This is a genomic window from Microbacterium sp. SD291, from assembly GCF_017355365.1.
In the GTDB taxonomy this organism is placed as follows: Bacteria; Actinomycetota; Actinomycetes; order Actinomycetales; family Microbacteriaceae; genus Microbacterium.
The window spans coordinates 29,558-51,814 of sequence record NZ_JADIJR010000005.1; the positions used below are offsets into that span (position 1 = coordinate 29,558).

The following is a 22,257-nucleotide window of genomic DNA, read 5'->3' on the forward strand; positions in this document are numbered from 1 at the left end:
CGCCTGGAGATGTCATGATCGCCCTGTCGCTCGCTGAGATCGCCGCCGTCCTCGGCGGTGAGCTGCGCCTCGCCGGAACCGACTCGGCGCAGACCCTCGTCGACGGCGTCGTCGACACCGACTCGCGGAAGATGACGCCCGGCGCGATCTTCGTCGCGAAGCCCGGCGCCGAGACCGACGGGCACAACTTCGTCGGCTCGGCCGTCGCCGCAGGCGCGGTGCTCGCCATCGTCGAGCATCCCGTCGAGCAGGCAGTCACGCAGATCATCGTGCCGGATGCCGTCGGCGCTCTCGCCGACCTCGCCAGGGAGGTGGTCGCACGCGTGCGCGCGGGCGGCGGCCTCAGGATCGTCGGCATCACCGGCTCCAACGGCAAGACCACGACGAAGAACTTCCTCGCCCGCATCCTCGCTGACGAAGGCGAGACGATCTCGCCGATCGCCTCCTACAACAACGAGGTCGGCGCGCCGGTCACGATGCTCCGGGTCACGCACGACACCCGCTACCTGGTGAGCGAGTTCGGCGCGGATGCCGTCGGCAGCATCGCCCGCCTCGCCGGGCTCGTCCAGCCCGACGTCGCCGTGGTCCTCATGGTCGGCATGGCGCACGCCGGCGGCTTCGGCGGCATCGAGGCGACCGCGAAGGCGAAATCCGAGCTGGTGTCGGCGGCGCTCCCGGCCGGCACCGCCGTGCTCAACGTCGACGACCCCCGGGTCGCCGCGATGCGCGAGCTCGCCGAGTCCCGCGGGATGAGCGTCGTCGGCTTCGGGCAGGGGCCTTCCGCGGACGTGCGCGCTGATGACCTCGAGGTGTCGGCTTCCGGCACCTCCTGCACTATCGAGGCGGCGGGGGAGCGGCATCAGCTGCACCTGCGCGTGCTCGGTGCCCATCACGTGAGCAACGCGCTGGCCGCGATCGCGGCGGCCGGGGTGCTCGGCGTCGCGACCTCGGTCGCGATCGCGCGCCTGGAGACGGTCGAGATCGCCGAGCGGTGGCGGATGCAGCCGATGGGCAACGACCGCGTGCGCATCATCAACGACGCCTACAACGCCAGTCCCGACTCGATGGCAGCCGCCCTGCGCACGCTCGCCCAGATCACCGCCCCCGATGAGCGCACGGTCGCCGTCCTCGGTGCGATGAGCGAGCTCGGCGAGACGGCGGGCGAGGAGCACGACCGGATCGGCCTGCTCGCGGTGCGCCTGAACATCCAGCGCATCGTCGTCGTCGGCCCGGAGGCGCGGCGCCTCTACATCTCCGCCATCGGCGAGGGGTCGTGGGACAGCGAGGCAGTGCACTTCCCCGACCAGGACTCGGCCTTCGAGTACCTGCGCGCCGAGCTCCGCGACGGCGATCGCGTGCTCGTGAAGTCATCCAATTCCGTGGGCCTCCGGCATCTCGGCGATCGTCTGGGAGAATTGTTCTCGTGAGGTCTCTCATCATGGCGGCGGCGATATCGCTCGCCTTCACGCTCTTCCTGACTCCCGTCTTCCTCCGGCTGTTCCGCCGGTGGGGCTGGGGGCAGGTCATCCGCACGCCCGAGGCGATCGAGAACCCGAGCCACGAGGCGAAGCGCGGCACACCGACCATGGGCGGCGTGATCTTCATCGCGGGCACCCTGGTCGGCTACTTCACCGGCGTGTACGCGAGCGGCGAGGTGCCGGCGCTGTCCGCGCTCCTGGTGATGTGGCTGATGCTCGGATTCGGGGCAGTCGGGTTCATCGACGACTACATGAAGGTGCGCAGCCAGCGCAGCCTCGGGCTCTCCGGCTGGCGCAAGATCATCGGCCAGCTGATCGTGATCATCCCGTTCGGCATCGTGGCCCTCAACTTCCCGAACATGTTCGATCAGACGCCGGCATCCGGATCGATCTCCCTGTTCCGTGACATCCCGTGGCTGAACCTGTTCGCCTTCACCGCGATCCTCGGCTGGCTCCTCTACCTCCTCTGGATCTCGGTGATCGGGGTCGCGACCTCGAACAGCGTGAACCTCACCGACGGCCTCGACGGCCTCGCCGCGGGTGCGGGCGTCATCGTCGTCGGCGCCTACAGCCTCATCGCGTTCTGGCAGTTCAAGCAGTCCTGCGTCGGCGCCGGCGTCGAGAAGGCGGCGATCGGCGGATGCTACGAGGTGCGCGACCCGTTCAACCTGGCGATCATCGCCGCGTCGTTCGCCGCGAGCCTGATCGGGTTCCTGTGGTGGAATGCCCCCAAGGCGAAGGTCTTCATGGGCGACGTGGGCTCGATGGCCATCGGCGGCGTCATCACCGCGATGGCGATCCTCACGCGCACCGAACTGCTCCTGTTCGTGATCGCCGGCGTGTTCGTCCTGGCATCCGGCTCAGTCATCCTGCAGCGCGCCTACTTCAAGATCACCCGCGGGAAGCGCCTGTTCCTGATGAGCCCGTTCCACCACCATCTCGAGATGCGCGGCTGGTCCGAGGTGACGATCGTGGTGAGGATGTGGATCATCGCCGGCCTCCTCGCCGTCTCGGCGGTCGGGCTGTTCTACGTCGAATGGCTGACGCGTGTCGACTGAGTCCCGCCTGGCAGGGCTCACCAGCTGGAACGCGGACTGGCGCGGATTGCGCGTCGCCGTCCTCGGGCTCTCGATGACCGGCTTCTCGGTCGCCGACACCCTGGCGGAGCTCGGCGCGGACGTGCTCGTGCTGAGCGAATCGGCCGAGGAGGAGTACGCGAGGCTCTTGCCGGTGATCGGCGTGCGCTTGGAGCTCGGCTCGCTCGCCGAGGTGCCTGCCGCGCTGGCCGCGTTCGAGGCCGACGTGGTGATCGCCTCTCCCGGTTTCTCGCCCTCGCATCCGGTGATCGTCTGGGCGAGGGAGTCCGGCATCGCCCTGTGGGGCGACATCGAGCTCGCCTGGCGGGTCCGCGACAAAGTGACCAGGGCCGACGGCACGCCGGCCGATTGGGTGCTCATCACCGGGACGAACGGCAAGACCACCACGACCCAGCTGACCGCGTCGCTGCTGGTCGAGGGCGGACTGCGGGCGGCGCCGTGCGGCAACATCGGCGTTCCCGTGCTGGACGCCGTGCGCGATCCGGCGGGCTTCGACGTGCTCGTCGTCGAGCTCTCCAGCCATCAGCTGTGGTACCTCGGGCTGTCCAGTCCCGAGGGGGAGCTCCTCCCGTATTCGACCGTGTGCCTGAACCTCGCCGACGACCACCTGGTCTGGCACGGCAATGCCGAGGCCTACCGCGACGCCAAGGCGCTCGTGTACCGCAACACGCGGGTCGCCTGCGTGTACAACAAGTCCGACGAGGCCACACGGCGCATGGTCGAGGAGGCCGACGTGATCGAGGGGGCCCGCGCGATCGGGTTCGACCTCGGCACGCCGGGGCCCAGCGACCTCGGCGTCGTGGACGGGCTGCTCGTCGATCGCGCCTTCCTCGACGACCGGGACCGCAGCGCGCTCGAACTGACCACGCTCGCGGATCTCGAGCGGGTCGGGCTCGTGGCCCCCCACATCGTGCAGAACATCCTCGCGGCCAGCGCGCTCGCGCGCTCCCTCGGCGTCGAGCCCGAGTCGATCCACGCCGCCCTGCAGAAGTTCCGTCTCGATCCGCACCGCATCCAGGTGATCGCGCGGCACGCGGGCGTGACCTGGGTCGACGACTCCAAGGCGACGAACCCGCACGCCGCGGCGTCTTCGCTGCGGGCCTACCCCGGCGCCGTGTGGGTCGTGGGCGGAGACCTGAAGGGCGTCGACATCGCCGACCTGGTCGCCGAGGTGGGCGGGACTGCGCGTGCGGCAGTCGTCATCGGCGTCGAGCGCGACGAGGTGCTCGCGGCATTCCGGCGACACGCGCCCGCAGTGCCGGTGTTCGAGGTGGATGCTGGCGAGACTGGACAGGTCATGAACCGCGTCGTGGAGATCGCGGCGGGGATCGTCGACGACGAGGGCACGGTTCTGCTGGCCCCGGCGGCGGCATCCTTCGACCAGTTCTCCGGTTACGCGGATCGCGGCCACCGCTTCGCCGAAGCGGTGCGGGACTGGATCGACCGGGGGAGCGCCGATGACGCAGGTGGCTCGCACCCCGCGGACTGAGACGGCGCGCACCGGTTCAGGGGGCCTCGCGGCTCGCGTCTCACTCGGACGCCGGTTCACCCCGGTGTCGAGCGAGTTCACGATGATCGCGTCGACCGCCCTGCTGCTGACCGTGTTCGGCCTCGTGATGGTGCTCTCGGCGACGAGCGCGACCGCGGTCGCCGACGGCGCGAACCCGATGGACGGAGCCATGCGCCAGGGGATCTTCGCGCTGCTCGGCATCCCGCTCATGTTCGTGATCTCTCGGCTGCCGGTCGCCTTCCTCAAGAAGCTGGCCTGGCCCGCGCTGTTCGGCGCCATCGCCCTGCAGATGCTCGTGTTCACACCGCTGGGCGTCGCCGACGGCGGCAACCGGAACTGGATCAAGGTCGCGGGCTTCACCCTGCAGCCGTCGGAGTTCCTGAAGCTCGCCCTGGCGCTCTGGATCGCGTTCGTGCTGCTGCGCAAGCGGACCATGCTCAGCACCTGGCACCACGTTTTCATCCCGGTGATCCCTGTGAGCGCACTCGCGATCGGCACGGTGCTCGCCGGCAAGGACCTCGGCACCTCGATGGTGCTCGTGCTGGTCCTGCTCGGCTGCCTCTTCTTCTCCGGCGTCAAGCTGCGGCTCTTCATCCTGCCTGTGCTCCTCGGCGTCGTGGCGGTCATCGCCCTCGCCGTGACGAGCGAGGACCGGATGAGGCGGATCACCGCAGTCTGCAGCGACATGACCAACTACACGGGCGACTGCTACCAGTCGATCCACGGGATGTGGGGCATGGCGTCGGGCGGGATCTTCGGTCTCGGCCTCGGCAACTCGCAGGAGAAGTACGGGTGGCTCCCCGCCGCCGGCAACGACTTCATCTTCGCGATCGTCGGCGAGGAGCTCGGGCTCATCGGCTGTCTCGTCGTCCTCGCGCTGATCGCACTGTTCACCGTCGGCGCGTTCCACATCATCCGCAAGACCGACGATCCTTTCATCCGGGTCGCGGCAGGCGGCATCACGGTGTGGATCACCGGACAGGCGGTGTTCAACATCGGCGTCGTGATCGGCGTCTTCCCCGTGATGGGCGTGCCGCTGCCGTTCATGTCGCAGGGCGGAACCGCACTGCTGGCCGTGCTGATCGCCTGCGGCGTGCTGCTCGCCTTCGCCAGGACGCTCCCGAACGCGCAGGAGCGCGCGGTCGAGCTGAGCCGTCCGGCGCGGCGGGGTAAAGTCGCACGGTGACCACGTACCTGCTCGCCGGCGGAGGCACCGCCGGCCATGTCAACCCGCTGCTCGCCGTCGCCGACGCGTTGCGCGCACGCGACCCCGAGGCATCCGTGCTGGTGCTCGGCACCGCCGAGGGACTCGAGTCCCGGCTGGTGCCCGAGCGCGGCTATGAGCTCCTGATCGTCGACAAGGTCCCGTTCCCCCGCAGGCCGAACCGGGCGGCGCTCGCGTTCCCGCTCCGGTTCCGCCGGGCGATCGCCCAGGTGCGCGCACACATCCGTGCACACCGCGTCGAGGTGATCGTCGGCTTCGGCGGCTACGCATCCGCGCCCGCGTACGTCGCCGCCCGCCGCGAGCGCGTGCCCTTCGTGGTGCACGAGGCCAACGCGAAGCCCGGGCTCGCGAACGTCCTCGGCGCACGGTGGGCGGCCGCGACCGGCGTGGCGTTCGCGGGTACGACGCTGCGCGGCAGCGAGGTCGTCGGGATGCCGCTTCGGCGCGAGGTCATCGAGCTGGACAGGGCGTCGGCGCGGGCCGGGGCGGCCGAGCACTTCGGGCTGGACGCCGAGCGCCCTGTGCTCCTCGTCTTCGGCGGGTCGCTCGGCGCCCAGCGCCTGAACGACGCGGTCGCAGGCTCGTGGGCGGATGTCCTCGCCGCGGGCTGGCAGCTCCTGCACGTCACGGGGGAGCGGAGCGATCTCGTCGATCCGGAGGTGCCAGGGTACGCCCTGCGTCGCTACGTCGACCGCATGGAGCTCGCCTTCGCCCTCGCCGACCTGATCGTCTCGCGCTCGGGTGCGGCGACCGTGAGCGAGGTCAGCGCCCTCGGCATCCCCGCCCTGTACGTCCCGTACTCGGTCGGCAACGGCGAGCAGCGCCTGAACGCGGCATCCGCCGTCGCTGCGGGCGCCGCCGATCTCCTCGACGACGCGGGTTTCGACGCCGACGCCGTCCGCCGCATCGTCGTCCCGCTGCTGAAGGATCCGGCACGCCTCGCCCGGATGGCCGCGGCCGCGGAGGACGTCGGCACCCGCACCGGCACCGAGAACGTCATCGCGCACATCGACCGCGCACTCGCTGCCGGCTGAGCGTGCGCTGCGCCGCGACGTCCCCGACGAAAAGTAGACTGAACCGGACATGATCAGACCCGACCTCACCCTCCCGATCCCCGAGACGATCGCCTCCGCCCACTTCATCGGCATCGGCGGCTCAGGCATGAGCGGCCTCGCCCGGATGTTCCTCGACGCCGGCATCCGCGTGTCCGGCACCGACCGTGCCGACAGTGACAACCTGCGCGCGCTGGCGGCCGCCGGAGCGACCGTCCATGTCGGCCACGACGCCGCCCATCTGGGGGAGGCCGACACCGTCGTGCACACCGGCGCGATCTGGCCGGAGAACCCCGAGTACGTCACGGCGAAGGAGCGCGGCCTGCACGTGATCCATCGCTCGCAGGCGCTGCACTGGCTGATCGGGTCGCGTCGTCTGGTCTCCGTCGCCGGCGCGCACGGCAAGACCACCTCCACCGGCATGATCGTGACGGCCCTGCAGGCGCTCGACGCAGATCCGAACTTCGTCAACGGCGGTGTCATCGAGCAGCTCGGGATATCCAGCGCCACCGGCTCCAGCGACCTCTTCGTGATCGAGGCCGACGAGTCGGACGGCACCTTCCTGCTGTACGACACGGCCGTCGCGCTCATCACGAACGTCGACCCCGATCACCTGGACCACTACGGATCGGACGAGGCGTTCCACGACGCGTTCGTGCGGTTCGCGGACGCGGCGACCGAGGCGGTCGTGATCTCCAGCGACGACCCCGGCGCGCTGCGAGTGGGCGCGGGGCTCTCGCACCCGAACGTGATCACCTTCGGCCAGGCGGACGACGCGGATGTGCGGATCACCGACATCGTGGCCTCCGGCCCGGTCGCGGCCACCATCACCCACGGCGACGAGAGCGTCCGCCTGCAGCTCGCGGTGCCCGGCGTGCACAACGCGATCAACGCGGCCGGCGCCATCACCGTGCTCCGCGCGCTCGGCTTCGGACTCGCCGAATCCGCGAAGGCCGTCGAGGGCTTCGCCGGCACGGTGCGGCGCCTCGAGCAGCACGGCGTCGAACGCGGCGTCACGGTGTACGACGACTACTCGCATCACCCCACCGAGGTCCGCGCGGCGCTCGAGGCGATGCGCAGCATCGCCGGATCCGGGCGGATCATCGCGATCCAGCAGCCGCACACGTACTCGCGAACGCAGCACATGTACCGCGAGTTCGCCGAGGTACTGGAGCGGTACGCCGATCACACCGTCATGCTCGACGTCTACGGCGCGCGGGAGGACCCGGTGCCCGGAGTCACCGGAGAGCTCGTCAGCGGCGCGTTCGGCGACCAGTCCAGGGTGCACTATGTCGCGGACTGGAAGCAGGCAGCCGACTACACGGCGAAGGTCGCGCACGAGGGCGACTTCGTGGTGACCCTCGGCTGCGGGAACGTGTACCAGATCATCCCGCAGGTGCTCGAGTCGCTTCGCGTAACCGCCGAGGCCTAGCCGATGCGCCGGCCCGCTCCGCTCCCGGCCGACCGGGAGAGCACGGCTGAGGAGACCGCACAGGCGCGAGGCCGCGGCAGGCGGCGTCCGGTCGCGACGCCCGAGGCCGCACGGCAGGCCGGCGCGCCGGGCGGCTCCGATGCGATCACGGGAACGGATGCCGCAGCCGTGGACCCGGCGGATGCGGAGCTGGTGCCGACCTCCAGCCGTGACGTCTGGCGCGCCGCCCGCGCGCGCCGCAAGGCGCTCCGGGCTGAGATCCGCCGGTTCACGCAGCGTTCCCGACGGCGCAGGATCATCTGGATGAGCGCGATCGGCGCAGTGCTCCTGCTCGTCGGCGGCAGCGTCGTCGCGGCCTACAGCCCGCTCTTCGCCGTCGAGCGGATCACGGTCATCGGCGCGAGCTCGCTGGATCCGGCTGCGATCGAGACGGCCCTGAGCGATCAGATCGGCACGCCCCTCGCCCTCGTCGACGCGAGTGAGGTGAAGGCCTCGCTGCTCGCCTTCCCGCTGATCGAGACGTACGCGCTCGAGGCGAGGCCGCCGCACGATCTCACCGTCCGCATCGTGGAGCGGACGCCCGTCGGCGTCATCCGCTCGGGGGCAGGCTACACGCTCGTCGACGCCGCCGGCGTGGCGCTGTCGACGACATCGGACCAGCCGTCAGGCCAGCCGCTGCTCGAGATCGAGGGAGGGACGGACTCGACCGCGTTCGAGAGCGCAGGACTCGTGGTGCGCTCGCTTCCGGAAGGCGTCCGCGCGACGCTCACCGGCGTGACCGCGTCCACCGCCGACGACGTCACCCTGACGCTGAGCACTGGGCTGGTGGTCGTGTGGGGGAGCGCAGAGAAGTCATCGCTCAAGGCGGAGACGCTGGCCAAGGCGCTGATCGCGAGGCCCGATGCGACGACGATCGACGTGACATCTCCGGCCGCAGTCGTCATCGGCTGACATTCGGGCGGCAAACGAGCGGCAAACGGGCGACACGCCCGTGTCGCTGCGCGCGCGCGAACACGCGGCGCTTACCTTCGAACAAGAGAAACCAATACCGGGAAATACTTTACACCTCTAGTTGAGGTTTAAGGTTCATCCTCTGGAATCTCACCAAACGACAGGCTCGAATACTCGGAGGCCGGCCATGAGCCAGAACCAGAACTACCTCGCCGTGATCAAGGTCGTCGGCGTCGGCGGTGGCGGCGTCAACGCCGTGAACCGCATGATCGATCTCGGTCTCCGCGGAGTCGAGTTCATCGCCGTCAACACCGATGCGCAGGCGCTGCTGATGAGCGACGCCGACGTCAAGCTCGACGTCGGCCGCGAGCTCACGCGCGGGCTCGGTGCCGGTGCCGACCCGGAGGTCGGCCGCCGTGCGGCGGAGGACCACGCCGAGGAGATCGAGCAGGCCCTCACCGGCGCAGACATGGTCTTCGTGACCGCGGGCGAGGGAGGCGGCACCGGCACCGGCGGTGCGCCCGTCGTCGCACGGATCGCGAAGTCGATCGGCGCGCTCACGATCGGCGTCGTGACCAAGCCGTTCTCCTTCGAGGGTCGCCGTCGCCAGAGCCAGGCCGAGGCCGGCGTCGCGAAGCTCAAGGAAGAGGTCGACACGCTCATCGTCGTCCCCAACGACCGTCTTCTCGAGATCAGCGACCGCGGCATCTCGATGATCGAGGCGTTCGCCACGGCCGACCAGGTGCTCCTCGCCGGTGTGCAGGGCATCACCGACCTGATCACGACCCCCGGTCTGATCAACCTCGACTTCGCCGACGTGAAGTCGGTCATGCAGGGCGCCGGCTCCGCGCTCATGGGCATCGGCTCCGCCCGCGGCGCCGACCGCGCGATCAAGGCCGCCGAGCTGGCCGTCGAGTCTCCGCTCCTGGAGGCGTCGATCGAAGGCGCCCACGGCGTGCTGCTCTCCATCCAGGGCGGCTCGAACCTCGGCATCTTCGAGATCCACGACGCCGCGGACCTCGTCAAGGAGGCCGCGCACCCGGAGGCGAACATCATCTTCGGAACGGTCATCGACGACACGCTCGGCGACGAGGTGCGGGTGACGGTGATCGCTGCAGGCTTCGACGGCGGCGAGCCCTCGCTGCGCCTCGACCCCATGGTCGTGACGCGCCCCGCGGCCGCGTCGACGCTGCCCGAGGTGACCCTGCCGAGCGAGGACCGGAGCAGCGCGGCCGACGCCGTCGAGGCGGAGCAGCCGCAGCGCGTGCCCGCGACGAGCATCGAGCCGGCGTTCGCCGATGACGACATCGACATCCCCGAATTCCTGAAGTGACCGACCTGGCTGCGCGGCTGTCGGCGATCGATTCCCGAATCGCCGACGCCGCGCACCGCGCCGGACGCGACCCGGCGGACATCACCCGCATCGTCGTCACCAAGTTCCACCCTGCCTCACTCGTACGCGAGCTGCACGCCCTCGGCGTGCGGGAGGCGGGGGAGAACCGCCAGCAGGAGCTCTCCGCGAAGCAGGGTGAGCTCGCCGAGCTCACCGACCTCCGCTGGCACTTCATCGGGCAGGCGCAGACCAACAAGGCAGGGGCGATCCGGCGGAGTGCGGATGCCGTGCACTCGGTCGACCGCGATCGCCTCGCCGATGCGCTGCATCGCGCAGCCGACGACGATCAGCTGCTCGACGTGCTCGTCCAGATCAACCTCACCGACGATGCGGGCCGGGGTGGCGTCGCCCCCGGTGACGCCGAGACCCTCGCCGAGCATGTCCTCACGCTGCCGTCGCTGCGCCTGCGCGGCGTGATGGCCGTCGCGCCACTCGACGAGGAGCCGGCATCCGCTTTCGCCCGCCTGCGCGACGTGGCCGATCGCGTCCGCGCTGTGGAGCCGTCAGCGACCTGGATCTCCGCCGGGATGACCGGCGACTACGCCGAGGCCATCGCCGCGGGTGCGACACACCTGCGGATCGGTTCCGCAATAACCGGACCCCGGCCTGACCGGGGTTAACCTTTCAGAAGACCAGCCCGAATCGTTCGAACCGGAGGACACAATGGGTAACCCGCTGAAGAAGACCATGGTGTATCTCGGCCTCGCCGACGAGGAAGAGGTCTACGAGGAGGAGACGCAGGCACCCGCCCGCGCCCACCGCGACCGTGACCGTGAGCGCGAAGAAGCCGCTCCCGCGCCGGTGACCCCGCTTCGCCGGCCGGTCGCCGTCCGCCAGCCCGCAGGAGGGGCCGTGAACGAGATCCTCACCGTGCATCCCAAGCAGTACCGCGACGCCCAGCTGATCGCTGAGAGCTTCCGTGAGGGCGTGCCGGTCATCATCAACCTCTCCCAGATGAGCGACGCCGACGCGCGTCGCCTGATCGACTTCGCGAGCGGTCTCTCGCTCGGGCTCTACGGCCGCATCGAGCGCGTGACGTCGAAGGTGTTCCTGCTCTCGCCGGAGAACATCGCGGTGTCGGGTCACGGTGGCATCGCGCACGCGGATCCGGAGTCCGCGGGCTTCGACCAGCAGTAGACCGTGGGGCTCGTCTCCGTCGTCGCGAGCATCATCCACCTGATGCTCCTGCTGTACCTCCTCGTCCTCTTCGCGCGCCTGATCCTCGACTACATCCCGATGTTCAACCGGGAGTGGCGCCCGAAGGGCGCGGGGCTCATCGCCGCAGAAGTCGTGTACACGATCACCGATCCGCCGGTCCGGTTCTTCCGGCGGATCATCCCTCCGCTGCGCATCGGATCGCTGTCGCTGGACTTCGGGTTCTCCCTGACGATCCTGATCGTCCTCATCCTCATGAACGTCGTCCGCGCCTTCATCTGAGACCCGGCGACTTCGCGATGCCTGGGTGTCGCGGCGTCGCGGCTGACAGGAGCGGGGACTATGCTTGGCTCCCAGGTGCGCGCCCAGGGTTCGCGCCGAATCTCGACCGCGCCATTCATCGAAACTGGCAACCGAACTCATCGAAGGAGCCACCATGGCACTTACCCCGGATGACGTCGTCACCAAGCAGTTCCAGCACGTCCGCTTCAAGGACGGCTTCGACCCGGACGAGGTGGATGACTTCCTCGACGAGATCGTCATCGAGTGGCGCAAGGCCCTCGAGGAGAACGCAGAGCTGAAGGCGAAGCTGGCCGCTTACGAGTCCGGTGAAGCGCCGGCCGCCGCGCCGGCGCCGGTCGCAGAGGTTCCCGCCGCCGCCCCCGTGGTCGAGGCTCCCGCCGCGTCCGCCGCCGAGGTTCCCACCGGCTCCGCCAGCGCCACCGCCGGAATCATCGAGCTCGCTCAGCGCCTGCACGACGAGCACGTCGCGGAGGGCGAGACGAAGCGCAAGCAGCTCATCGCCGAGGCGGAGGGCGAGGTCGCGCGCATCCGCTCCGAGGCCGAGGCCAAGCAGCGCGAGGAGTCGGCGCGCCTGGAGCGCGAGCGCAACACGCTCGAGGCTCGCATCACCGAGCTCCGCAACTTCGAGCGCGACTACCGCACGCAGCTGCGCGGCTACATCGAGGGTCAGCTCCGCGACCTCGACGAGAAGTCGGCGTCGACGGACTCCACCCCGGTCTCCGCGATCGGTCTGTAGGTCGTCCTTTTGCCAGGACGCCGTCCTCTTCGTCGGTCGGCGGCCGGTGCGATCGTTGCGGTTCTCGCAGCGCTCGTGCTGGCCGCCGATCAGTTTGTGAAGCACCTCACCATCACGAACCTCCCGCTGCAGGAATCGGTCCCAGTGCTCGGTGAGTTCCTTCAGCTGTACTACGTGCGCAACCCCGGTGCCGCGTTCTCGCTCGGCTCCGATGTCACCTGGATCTTCACGATCGCACTCACCGTCGTGGCGGGCGTGATCGTGTGGAAGGCCTTCGGTCTGCGCTCCCGCCTCTGGGCGGTCGTGCTCGGCTGCCTCCTGGGCGGCGTGCTCGGCAACCTGACCGACCGTCTCCTCCGGGAGCCCGGCTTCCCGATGGGGCATGTCGTCGACATGATCTCGATGCCGTGGATGATGCCCGCGATCTTCAACGTCGCCGACATCTTCATCGTCACAGGGATGATCTCGGTGGCGCTGCTCGTCGTGGTCGGCCTCCGTTTCGACGGCACGCGCGAACGCGACCATGTCACGGTCGAGACCGACGCCGAGGCCGAGGCTGTCGCCGCCGCTGAGGCGGCCGAGATCGACGCCGCGGACGCCGGAGCCGCGGGCGATGCGACCACGGCAGGGGAGCGCTGACCGTGGAGTCGCGCTCTCTTCCCGTCCCCGACGGCCTGGACGGCGTGCGCGTCGACGCCGCGCTCGCGAAGATGCTCGGGTTCTCGCGCACCTTCGCCGCGGATGTCGCTGCGGCCGGTGGCGTCACACTCGACGGGGTCACGGTCGACAAGTCCGACAGGCTCAGAGGCGGTGGCTGGCTCGAGGTCGAGTGGCAGCCGAAGGAGGCGCCCCGGATCATCCCGATCGCGGTGCCCGAGCTCGGCATCGTCCACGACGACGACGACATCGTGGTGGTCGACAAGCCCACAGGGGTCGCCGCCCACCCCTCACTCGGCTGGGAGGGTCCGACCGTCGTCGGCGCTCTCGCGGCGGCGGGCTTCCGGGTGGCGACGAGCGGGGCGGCCGAGCGCCAGGGCGTGGTGCACCGGCTCGATGTCGGCACCAGCGGCCTGATGGTCGTCGCGAAATCCGAGACCGCCTACACCGCGCTCAAGCGCGCATTCAAGGAACGCACGGTCGACAAGATCTACCACGCGGTGGTGCAGGGACATCCGGACCCGCTGACGGGGACGATCGACGCGCCGATCGGCCGGCATCCGAGTCACTCCTGGAAGTTCGCGGTCGTCCCGGACGGCAAGCCGTCGGTCACGCATTACGACACGCTCGAAGCGTTCCCCGGCGCCTCGCTGCTGGAGATCCACCTCGAGACCGGCCGGACGCACCAGATCCGCGTGCACATGGCGGCCCACCGGCATCCGTGCGTTGGCGATCCCCTGTACGGAGCGGACCCCACGCTCTCCGCGCGTCTCGGCCTGACCAGGCAGTGGCTGCACGCCCATCAGCTCGCGTTCGCGCACCCGGCCACGGGTGATTGGGTGCAGTTCGAGTCGCCGTACCCCGCCGACTTCCAGCACGCGCTCGACGTCCTGCGCGGCGAGTAGCCCCTCCGGCGCCGCTCAGAAGCGAGCGTTCTGCGCCGCCGCGACGACACCGTCGAGTGTCTGCTCCAGGAAGTCGACGACCGCGATCTCGTCGGCGCGGCGATCGACGACGAGCTCGAGCAGCGTCTCCTCAGCGAAAGACACCCAGGCCCGCAGGGCCACCCGCAGGGCCGGCCCGTCAGGCACGCCCAGCGCCTGGAAGGCGGTGAGCAGTCGGAGCGAGTTCAGCTCCCGCGACTCGTCGACGATGGCCCGGACGGCGGGCGCACCGCTGGCCACGCCGCGGACCAGGGAGGAGAAAGTGCCGCTGTGGTCGTGCACGAAGCCGGTGATGCGAAGCAGGGTGTCCCGGATGCGCTCGCGAGGCGGGAGGTCGGGGCGCGGCTCGGTCGCCAGCAGCAGACTGTCGCGCGCCTTCGTGACGATGGCGCTCTCGACGCCCTGCCTGCTCACGAAATAGTGGAAGATCAGGGCCTTGGAGACGCCGGCCTGACGTGCGAGCTCATCGATCGTGAGGTCGTCGAGCGGATGCTCGGCGAGGAAGCGAACCCCGATGGCGACGAGCTGCGCCCGTCGGTCTTCGGGACTGAGGCGAGATCGCGGCTCGGACGGCATGCGAGAAGCCTAGCCAGATCGGCGTCCGCTGCCGCAATGATGTCCGACACGTGCGCCAGACTGGGCGCATGAGCATCGAGGTGCGACCGGCCACTGTCTTCGACGACGTCGCCGCGCTCGTCGGGCCGAAAAAGCCGACGTCGAACGTGTGCTTCTGCCTGAGCTACCGGATCGGCAGCAGGGAGAACGTCGCGCTCCGCGGCGAGGCGCGAGCCGACCGGGTGCGCGAGCTGTGCCGGCACGATCCGCCGCCTGGCGTGATCGCGTATCTCGACGGAGAGCCGGTCGGCTGGGCGGCGCTGCATCCCCGGCGCGACACGAGCTTCGCCCGCAACCGGCTCATCCCGCACATCGACGACCTCGACGTGTGGTCGCTGTGGTGCTTCCGCGTGCGGCCGGGGCATCGGAAGCAGGGCGTCTCGCACGCGCTCATCGAGGGGGCAGTGGCGTACGCGAGGGAGCGACGAGCCCCGGCGATCGAGGGGTATCCGGTCGACAACGGCGGGGAGAAGGTGAATCTCACCATGGCGTACGTCGGGACGAGGAGTCTGTTCGAGAGCGCCGGATTCCGCAGGGCCGCCGACACCGGCTCGGTGCTGGACGGGTTTCCCCGAGTGCTCATGCGACTCGACCTGCGGTGAACCGGAAGAAACCGTGAACCCGTCCCGGTGTCTCGGACAATACACAGCGTGAGCACAGACAGCGAGATCATCCAGCGATCTCTCCAGCAGCCGGCGGCCTTCGCCGAGCTCTTCGACAGGCACGCACGCGCGGTGAACGCGTTCGCGACCTACCGCATCGGCCATCATGCTGCGGAGGACGTCCTCAGCGAGACGTTCCTGGTGGCGTTCCGTCGTCGTGCCGATTTCGATCTCGATGTCGAGTCGGCGGCGCCGTGGCTGTTCGGCATCGCCTCCCGGCTGATCCGGCGGCACCGGGCCGTGGAGGCGAAGCACTGGCGTTCGTTCGCCGCCGCGATCGGCGGCGAGGAGCACTCCTCGCTCGGCGGATTCGACGAGGCGCTGTCACGGGTGGACGCGGAGCGCGAGGTCGCCGCGCTGAAGGTGCGCATCGCGGCCCTCGCCCCGAGGGACAGGGAGACGCTGCTGCTCTACGCGTGGCATGGAATGAGCTACGACGAGATCGCCGCATCGCTCGGCGTGCCCGTCGGCACGGTGCGCTCGCGACTGAACCGCGTACGGCGACGGCTGGATCCCGGCCGCCGTCGCGCGGCATTCGAGAAGGATCAGCAGAAGGGAGAGGCCGTTGGACGTGTTTGAGAAGGTTCAGAGGACGAAGCCCGAGCTCGGCGGCGCCGAGGAGAATCTCGCGGCCGCACGGACGCGGCTCATGGCCCAGATCCACGAGGTGCGAGAGCCGGCGCGAGTGCGCTCGGCACGCGGGCCCTGGCTCCTCGCCGCAGGCGTGATCGGCGTGGCCGCCGCGGTGACGGCCGGCGTGCTGATCGCGGGCGACCTGACGGCGCCGGCGCCCACCGTCGAGGCGGTCCCGACCCGCGCCCCCGGGGCGACGCTGCAGCCGACACCGGAGCCTACCGAGGAGCCGCTGACCGCGTCCAAGGTCCTTCAGGGGGCCGCGCAGACTGCGCTCACCTCGTCGGGTCCGGTCGCCGGAGAAGGGCAGTATCTCCGCGTCGAGCATGCCACCGAGCAGCTCGTCCTCTATGACGCCGCCGGCGAGCACACCGTGTTCGACGGGTCGCGCGCCGGCGCCACCGCGGCGTGGGTGGTGCGCGGCCGCTACATCACGTACATCCCCGCGGATCGCGATGGCGAGTGGGTGCGCGTGTTCGAGGCGGGGCGTACGGTGGTGGCTCTCTACGGGACGGACGCCCAGCAGCATCAGGAGGAGTGGTCGGCCGAGATCCTCGACGAGGACTTCATCATCCGCACCCCGGGCGGGATCCACGAGTCGTACCCAGGGTCGACGGAACCGAATGAGGGCTCCGATGCCTACTACGCACTCATGCCACGCGATCCCCAGGCTCTCGTCGAATGGTTCCGGTCCAGTCTGACCGGCACCGAGCCCGCGAACATGGACTCCGCGATCATCTGGGGGATCGTGCAGACACTGGAGCTGAATGCGGCGCCCGCCGACCTCAGGGCGGCTCTCTACCAGGCTCTCGACCTCCTGCCCGGCCTCGAGATCGTCTCGACGGAGGGCGCGGTCGTCACCCTCGCTTTCGAGCCGCAGAGCCCCCTCGACTGGCGGGAGACGGTCACGATCGACCGAGCCACGGGCCTGCTCGTCGCGAGCGCCCGCACGTTCGGAGAGGGGAGTCCGATCGTGCCGGACAGCGTGCCGAACTTCCGGCTGACGAACACGATCAGCGTCGTCGACTCGGCGCCCTGACGGTTTTCGAACCATTCGCGCACTTTCGGGCAATACATAGTGTGAGCACAGACAGCGAGATCATTCAGCGATCGCTCGAAGAGCCGGGAGTCTTCTCCGAGATCTTCGAGCGGCACGTCCGACCGGTCGGCGGCTACATCCGGCGACGGGTCGGCGCGGATGCCGTCGACGACGTCCTGAGCGAGACGTTCCTCGTCGCGTTCCGGAAGCGGGCCGCGTTCGATGCGCGGGGGGAGTCGGCGCGGCCGTGGCTGCTGGGCATCGCGACCCGCGTGGTGAAAGGCCATCGCGCGTCGGAGGCGCGGCAGTGGAGGGCGTTCGAGGCGTCGTCGGCCGCGGATGCCGTCTCGGCGGAGTCGCCGCATGCGGGATCCGATTCCCGTCTCGACGCGGATGCCGCGCTGCGGGCGCTTGCCCCGCGGATCGCCGCGCTCTCGGTGAAGGACCGCGACACGCTGCTCCTGCACGCGTGGGGCGACCTGACGTATGAGCAGATCGCGGACGCCCTCGGGGTGCCCGTCGGCACCGTCCGGTCACGGCTCAATCGCGTTCGCCGGAAGCTCGCGCCACCGGGTTCGCACGGTGCGACCCGGCTGACACCCATAGTTCACGTGATGGCGAAGGAGGAGAGCGATGCTGCTTACGGAACGAGTGCGTGAGATCGGCGCCGATGAGGCGCGACTCGAAGAGGACACGATCCGCTTCGCGCGGCAAGCGCTGATGCGGGAGATGGCGCGGAGCGTCCGGCCGGAGCGTGTTCGACGCCGGCGGCGCGCGTGGGCGGGCATCGGGATCGGCGGACTGGTCGCGGGTGCGGCCGTGACCGCGATCGTGGCGGGCTCCGTGCTCGCGCCGGTCGAGGCGCCGAGTGCGTCGGCGGCGGACGTGCTCAACGCGGCGGCTGACGTCGTGATCCAGGCGGGCGATACCAACGTGCCGGCGGGGAAATATCTGCGGATCACGACCACGAGCGAGGGATTCAGGCTCTGGGACGCCGACACTCCTGAAGGAGCGGGTGAAGGCTGGGAGAGGTTCAATGGTCTCCGATCGAACGCGGAGGCTGTGTTGCTCACTGAACGGACATCATCGCTTTACGTTCCCGCAGACCGGTCGGGCAGCTGGGTTCGGGTGACCGAACCATCGAAGATCGTCCATGCCTTGGGCTCGCATGCGCAGGAAGCGCTGACGGATTGGGCGAAGGTCAACCCGCCCAGTGGGTTGGAGGACGGCTCCGAAGTTCTACGGGCCGACGGTGGCGCCTATGAGACGGTCGACGGCATAGACGGAGAAGGCACTCGGACTTACTTCTTCGACACGAGGCACCTTTGGGCAGAGATGCCCACTGCCGACGCCCGGGATCTCGTGACGTGGCTTCGGACACTTGTCGGCGAAGCTCCAGACAGTTCGGCATCCGACAGCTCGATCGTGGAGACCCTGGTCGACGATCCGACGTTCGCTGTGGCACCAGCTGAGGTGCGGGCAGCATCGCTCCGGGCGCTGGCGCTGCTGGACGGCTCGAGCGTCGAGTCTGTCCACGGTGATGTCACGACCATCCGTTTTGAGTGGTCGACGAAATGGTGGACGGCGTGGAAACTCATCGACATCGACACAGCGCGCGGACTTATCCTCAAGACCACGTCGTCCGGTGCCATCACCGGTGAGCCGGACCAGATCGAGGACCTGCCAGGGTGGGAGAGTCGATCGACATACGACTTCACCGTCGTCGACGAGGCGCCGTAGCCCCGGCATCCGCTCGTCCGGCCCCGGCACCGAGTCTCGGTGTCGGGGCCGTCTCGTAGACTCGAACCCATGGCATCCGACTCCTTCGTGCACCTCCACGTCCACAGCGAGTACTCGATGCTGGACGGCGCGGCGAAGATCAGCGCGATGACCCAGGCGGCCGCCGAGTACGGGATGCCGGCGATCGCCGTGACCGACCACGGCAACACCTTCGCGGCCTTCGAGTTCTACCGCGCGGCCCAGGCGGCCGGCGTCAAGCCGATCGTCGGGCTCGAGGCGTACGTCACCCCCGGCACGCACCGCAGCGACAAGTCGCGAGTGCAGTGGGGGTCTCCCGACCAGAAGAGCGACGACGTCTCCGGATCGGGCGCCTACACCCACATGACCATGTGGAGCCAGAGCACCGAGGGCATGCACAACCTGTTCCGGCTCAGCTCGCTGTCGAGCATGGAGGGCTACTACTTCAAGCCCCGCATGGACCGCGACCTGCTGCAGACCTACGGCAAGGGCCTGATCGCGACCACCGGATGCCCCTCCGGCGAGGTGCAGACGCGCCTGCGCCTCGGACAGTACGACGCGGCGCGTGCCGCGGCGGCCGAGTTCCAGGACATCTTCGGCCGGGAGAACTACTTCGCCGAGATCATGGATCACGGGCTCTCCATCGAGCGCCGTGTGATGACCGACCTCCTCCGCCTCGCGAAGGACCTGAACATCCCGCTGGTGGCGACCAACGACTCGCACTACACGCACCAGCACGAGGCCGATGCCCACGCCGCCCTCCTCTGCGTGCAATCCGGCTCGACGCTCGACGACCCGAACCGCTTCAAGTTCGACGGCGACGGCTACTACATCAAGACGGCCGCCGAGATGCGGCAGATGTTCCGTGATCACCCCGAGGCGTGCGACAACACGCTGCTGATCGCCGAGCGGTGCGAGGTGGAGTTCAACACCTCCGCGAACTACATGCCGCGCTTCCCGGTGCCGCACGGCGAGACCGAGGACAGCTGGCTGATCAAGGAGGTCGAGAAGGGTCTCCACCACCGCTACCCGGCCGGCATCCCCGACAAGGTCCGCAAGCAGGCCGAGTACGAGACCGGCATCATCCTGCAGATGGGGTTCCCCGGCTACTTCCTCGTCGTCGCCGATTTCATCAACTGGGCCAAGGACAACGGCATCCGCGTCGGCCCCGGCCGTGGCTCCGGTGCCGGATCCATGGTCGCCTACGCCATGAAGATCACCGACCTCGACCCCCTCGAGCACGGCCTGATCTTCGAGCGCTTCCTCAACCCCGACCGCGTGTCCATGCCCGACTTCGACGTCGACTTCGACGATCGTCGCCGCGGCGAGGTCATCGACTACGTCACCCAGAAGTACGGCTCCGAGCGCGTCGCGCAGATCGTCACCTACGGCACGATCAAGTCCAAGCAGGCGCTGAAGGATGCCGGGCGAGTGCTCGGCTTCCCGTTCAGCATGGGGGAGCGGCTGACCAAGGCGATGCCGCCGCCCGTGATGGGCAAGGACATGCCCCTCGACGGCATGTTCGACTCCGCGCACCCCCGCTACAAGGAGGCCAGCGAGTTCCGCGCACTCATCGAGACCGATCCCGAGGCGAAGACGGTCTTCGATCGCGCCCTGGGTCTGGAGGGGCTGAAGCGCCAGTGGGGTGTGCACGCCGCCGGCGTGATCATGTCGTCGGAGCCGCTGATCGACATCATCCCGATCATGCGCCGCGAGCAGGACGGCCAGATCGTCACGCAGTTCGACTATCCGTCGTGCGAGAGCCTCGGGCTCATCAAGATGGACTTCCTGGGGCTGCGCAACCTCACGATCATCTCGGACGCCCTCGACAACATCCGCATGAACCGCGGCGAGGAGCTCGACCTCGAGCACCTCGCGCTCGACGACCAGGGCGCCTACGACCTGCTGGCCCGCGGTGAATCGCTCGGCGTGTTCCAGCTCGACGGCGGTCCGATGCGCGCGCTGATGCGCCTGATGAAGCCAGACAGCTTCGAGGACATCTCGGCCCTCATCGCGCTGTACCGACCCGGCCCCATGGGGGCGAACTCGCACACCAACTACGCGCTGCGCAAGAACGGCCAGCAGCCGATCACGCCCATCCACCCGGAGTTCACCGACTCTCTCGCCGAGATCCTCGAGGAGTCCTACGGCCTCATCATCTACCAGGAGCAGGTGATGGCGATCGCGCAGAAGGTCGCCGGCTTCTCGCTCGGCCAGGCCGACATCCTCCGCCGCGCGATGGGCAAGAAGAAGAAATCCGAGCTCGACAAGCAGTTCGCGGGCTTCCAGGCCGGCATGCACGCCAACGGATACTCGGACCCCGCGGTGAACGCGCTCTGGGAGATCCTGCTGCCGTTCTCCGACTACGCCTTCAACAAGGCGCACTCGGCCGCGTACGGCGTGGTCTCGTACTGGACCGCGTATCTCAAGGCGCACTACCCCGCCGAGTACATGGCCGCGCTCCTCACCAGCGTCGGCGACTCCAAGGACAAGATGGCGCTCTACCTCAACGAGTGCCGCCGCATGGGCATCAAGGTGCTGCCGCCCGACGTCTCCGAGTCGATCAACTTCTTCGCCGCCGTCGGCGACGACATCCGCTTCGGTCTCGGCGCGGTGCGCAACGTCGGCAGCAACGTGGTCGACGGGATCGTCCACTCCCGCAAGGAGGAGCGGTTCACGTCGTTCCACCACTTCCTCGACAAGGTGCCCCTGCACGTCGCGAACAAGCGGACCGTCGAGTCGCTGATCAAGGCCGGGGCCTTCGACTCCATGGGCGACACGCGCCGTGCGCTCATGGAGGTGCATGAGGATGCGGTCGAGGCCGCGGTGGACCGCAAGCGCAACGAGGCCCAGGGGGCCATCGGGTTCGATTTCGACAGCCTCTACGACGGCATGGAGGAGGCGGCGCCGGCCAAGGTGCCCACTCGACCGGAGTGGATCAAGAAGGACAAGCTCGCCTTCGAGCGGGAGATGCTCGGACTCTACGTCTCCGACCATCCGCTGGCCGGTCTGGAGGTGCCGCTGGCCAAGCACGCCTCCATCTCGATCCACGACCTGAACAACTCCGAGGACGTCCAGGACGGCGACCAGGTCACCGTCGCGGGTCTCGTGACGAGCGTGCAGCATCGTGTCGCCAAGGCGAGCGGCAATCCCTACGGCATGATCACGGTCGAGGACTTCAACGGCGAGGTCACCGTGATGTTCATGGGGAAGACCTACACCGAGTTCCAGCACACCCTGCAGCAGGACTCGATCCTCGCGGTCCGCGGGCGGGTGTCCCGTCGCGACGACGGGCTCAACCTGCATGCGCAGTCCGCGTTCGCGCCCGATGTCGGCTCGTTCGACGCGGCCGGTCCGCTCTCGCTGGTGCTCGCCGAGCAGCGCGCGACGGAGCGCGTGATGAACGAGCTCGCCGAGGTGCTCCGCCGCCACAACGGCGACACCGAGGTGGTGCTGCGGGTGCATCGCGGTGGCACCGCCAAGGTGTTCGACGTCCCGATGCCGGTGAAGGTCACCGCCGACCTGTTCGGCGACCTGAAGTCACTGCTCGGACCGTCCTGCCTGGGGTGAGCGGGTAGTATCGGGACGCGTCGGGAGCACGGGTCTCCCCGCCGCGC

The 22,257-nt window shown here is 69.1% G+C and carries 21 protein-coding genes; 20 read left to right on the top strand and 1 reads right to left on the bottom strand.

What is annotated here, in order from left to right; translation table 11 throughout:
• Positions 1-14: 14 nt before the first annotated feature.
• The 14 genes from murF to IPV10_RS04330 all read left to right on the top strand — a co-directional run bounded on the left by murF (position 15) and on the right by IPV10_RS04330 (position 13,894).
• Positions 15-1,427, top strand: coding sequence for a UDP-N-acetylmuramoyl-tripeptide--D-alanyl-D-alanine ligase (murF, locus tag IPV10_RS04265; protein ID WP_207480769.1), 1,413 nt, complete (start codon positions 15-17; stop codon positions 1,425-1,427).
• Entirely contained in the window at positions 1,424-2,536 is a 1,113-nt protein-coding gene (gene mraY, locus IPV10_RS04270; protein ID WP_207480771.1) for a phospho-N-acetylmuramoyl-pentapeptide-transferase, read from the top strand. Before murF ends, mraY begins: the two co-directional genes overlap by 4 nt.
• Positions 2,526-4,064, top strand: a complete 1,539-nt coding sequence (gene murD, locus IPV10_RS04275; protein WP_207480773.1) for a UDP-N-acetylmuramoyl-L-alanine--D-glutamate ligase — start codon at positions 2,526-2,528, stop codon at positions 4,062-4,064. Before mraY ends, murD begins: the two co-directional genes overlap by 11 nt.
• Complete coding sequence (gene ftsW / locus IPV10_RS04280; RefSeq protein WP_207480775.1) at positions 4,033-5,271, top strand: putative lipid II flippase FtsW; 1,239 nt, start codon at positions 4,033-4,035, stop codon at positions 5,269-5,271. The genes murD and ftsW overlap by 32 nt, the downstream gene beginning before the upstream one ends.
• On the top strand, positions 5,268-6,344 hold the full coding sequence (locus tag IPV10_RS04285) for a glycosyltransferase (RefSeq protein ID WP_207480777.1): 1,077 nt from the start codon (positions 5,268-5,270) through the stop codon (positions 6,342-6,344). The genes ftsW and IPV10_RS04285 overlap by 4 nt, the downstream gene beginning before the upstream one ends.
• Before the next feature lie 49 nt (positions 6,345-6,393).
• A complete protein-coding gene (murC, locus tag IPV10_RS04290; protein WP_207480779.1) occupies positions 6,394-7,794 on the top strand; it encodes a UDP-N-acetylmuramate--L-alanine ligase in 1,401 nt (466 codons plus the stop codon).
• 3 nt (positions 7,795-7,797) lie between these two features.
• On the top strand, positions 7,798-8,745 hold the full coding sequence (locus IPV10_RS04295) for an FtsQ-type POTRA domain-containing protein (protein ID WP_207480781.1): 948 nt from the start codon (positions 7,798-7,800) through the stop codon (positions 8,743-8,745).
• A gap of 187 nt (positions 8,746-8,932) precedes the next feature.
• Complete coding sequence (gene ftsZ / locus IPV10_RS04300; protein ID WP_207480783.1) at positions 8,933-10,078, top strand: cell division protein FtsZ; 1,146 nt, start codon at positions 8,933-8,935, stop codon at positions 10,076-10,078.
• Positions 10,075-10,758, top strand: coding sequence for a YggS family pyridoxal phosphate-dependent enzyme (locus IPV10_RS04305; protein WP_207480785.1), 684 nt, complete (start codon positions 10,075-10,077; stop codon positions 10,756-10,758). Before ftsZ ends, IPV10_RS04305 begins: the two co-directional genes overlap by 4 nt.
• Before the next feature lie 43 nt (positions 10,759-10,801).
• Positions 10,802-11,275 (top strand): cell division protein SepF, encoded by a 474-nt coding sequence (locus tag IPV10_RS04310; RefSeq protein ID WP_207480787.1) that lies wholly within the window; start codon positions 10,802-10,804, stop codon positions 11,273-11,275.
• A 3-nt stretch (positions 11,276-11,278) separates the two neighbouring features.
• Positions 11,279-11,575 carry a YggT family protein gene (locus tag IPV10_RS04315; RefSeq protein ID WP_207480789.1) on the top strand — a complete coding sequence of 99 codons (297 nt, stop codon included), beginning with the start codon at positions 11,279-11,281 and terminating at the stop codon, positions 11,573-11,575.
• Positions 11,576-11,729: 154 nt separating this feature from the next.
• A complete protein-coding gene (locus IPV10_RS04320) occupies positions 11,730-12,332 on the top strand; it encodes a DivIVA domain-containing protein (RefSeq protein WP_207480791.1) in 603 nt (200 codons plus the stop codon).
• A gap of 96 nt (positions 12,333-12,428) precedes the next feature.
• Positions 12,429-12,971 (top strand): signal peptidase II, encoded by a 543-nt coding sequence (lspA, locus tag IPV10_RS04325; RefSeq protein WP_374192217.1) that lies wholly within the window; start codon positions 12,429-12,431, stop codon positions 12,969-12,971.
• A 2-nt stretch (positions 12,972-12,973) separates the two neighbouring features.
• The gene (locus IPV10_RS04330; protein WP_207480793.1) at positions 12,974-13,894 is read left to right on the top strand and encodes an RluA family pseudouridine synthase; all 921 of its coding nucleotides are present in this window, start codon (positions 12,974-12,976) and stop codon (positions 13,892-13,894) included.
• A gap of 15 nt (positions 13,895-13,909) precedes the next feature.
• Here IPV10_RS04330 and IPV10_RS04335 read toward each other — a convergent pair whose 3' ends face one another.
• Positions 13,910-14,509 carry a TetR/AcrR family transcriptional regulator gene (locus tag IPV10_RS04335; RefSeq protein ID WP_207480801.1) on the bottom strand — a complete coding sequence of 200 codons (600 nt, stop codon included), beginning with the start codon at positions 14,507-14,509 and terminating at the stop codon, positions 13,910-13,912.
• A 68-nt stretch (positions 14,510-14,577) separates the two neighbouring features.
• Here IPV10_RS04335 and IPV10_RS04340 point away from each other — a divergent pair, with 68 nt between their 5' ends.
• The 6 genes from IPV10_RS04340 to dnaE all read left to right on the top strand — a co-directional run bounded on the left by IPV10_RS04340 (position 14,578) and on the right by dnaE (position 22,210).
• Positions 14,578-15,150: a GNAT family N-acetyltransferase gene (locus IPV10_RS04340; RefSeq protein ID WP_207480803.1), complete on the top strand. Its 573-nt coding sequence runs from the start codon at positions 14,578-14,580 to the stop codon at positions 15,148-15,150.
• Positions 15,151-15,198: 48 nt separating this feature from the next.
• Positions 15,199-15,789 (top strand): RNA polymerase sigma factor, encoded by a 591-nt coding sequence (locus tag IPV10_RS04345; RefSeq protein ID WP_207480805.1) that lies wholly within the window; start codon positions 15,199-15,201, stop codon positions 15,787-15,789.
• Complete coding sequence (locus IPV10_RS04350; protein WP_207480807.1) at positions 15,782-16,882, top strand: hypothetical protein; 1,101 nt, start codon at positions 15,782-15,784, stop codon at positions 16,880-16,882. The genes IPV10_RS04345 and IPV10_RS04350 overlap by 8 nt, the downstream gene beginning before the upstream one ends.
• 41 nt (positions 16,883-16,923) lie before the next feature.
• The gene (locus IPV10_RS04355) at positions 16,924-17,541 is read left to right on the top strand and encodes an RNA polymerase sigma factor (protein ID WP_207480809.1); all 618 of its coding nucleotides are present in this window, start codon (positions 16,924-16,926) and stop codon (positions 17,539-17,541) included.
• Positions 17,534-18,622, top strand: a complete 1,089-nt coding sequence (locus tag IPV10_RS04360; RefSeq protein ID WP_207480811.1) for a hypothetical protein — start codon at positions 17,534-17,536, stop codon at positions 18,620-18,622. Before IPV10_RS04355 ends, IPV10_RS04360 begins: the two co-directional genes overlap by 8 nt.
• 69 nt (positions 18,623-18,691) lie before the next feature.
• Entirely contained in the window at positions 18,692-22,210 is a 3,519-nt protein-coding gene (gene dnaE, locus IPV10_RS04365) for a DNA polymerase III subunit alpha (RefSeq protein ID WP_207480813.1), read from the top strand.
• Positions 22,211-22,257: the final 47 nt, after the last annotated feature.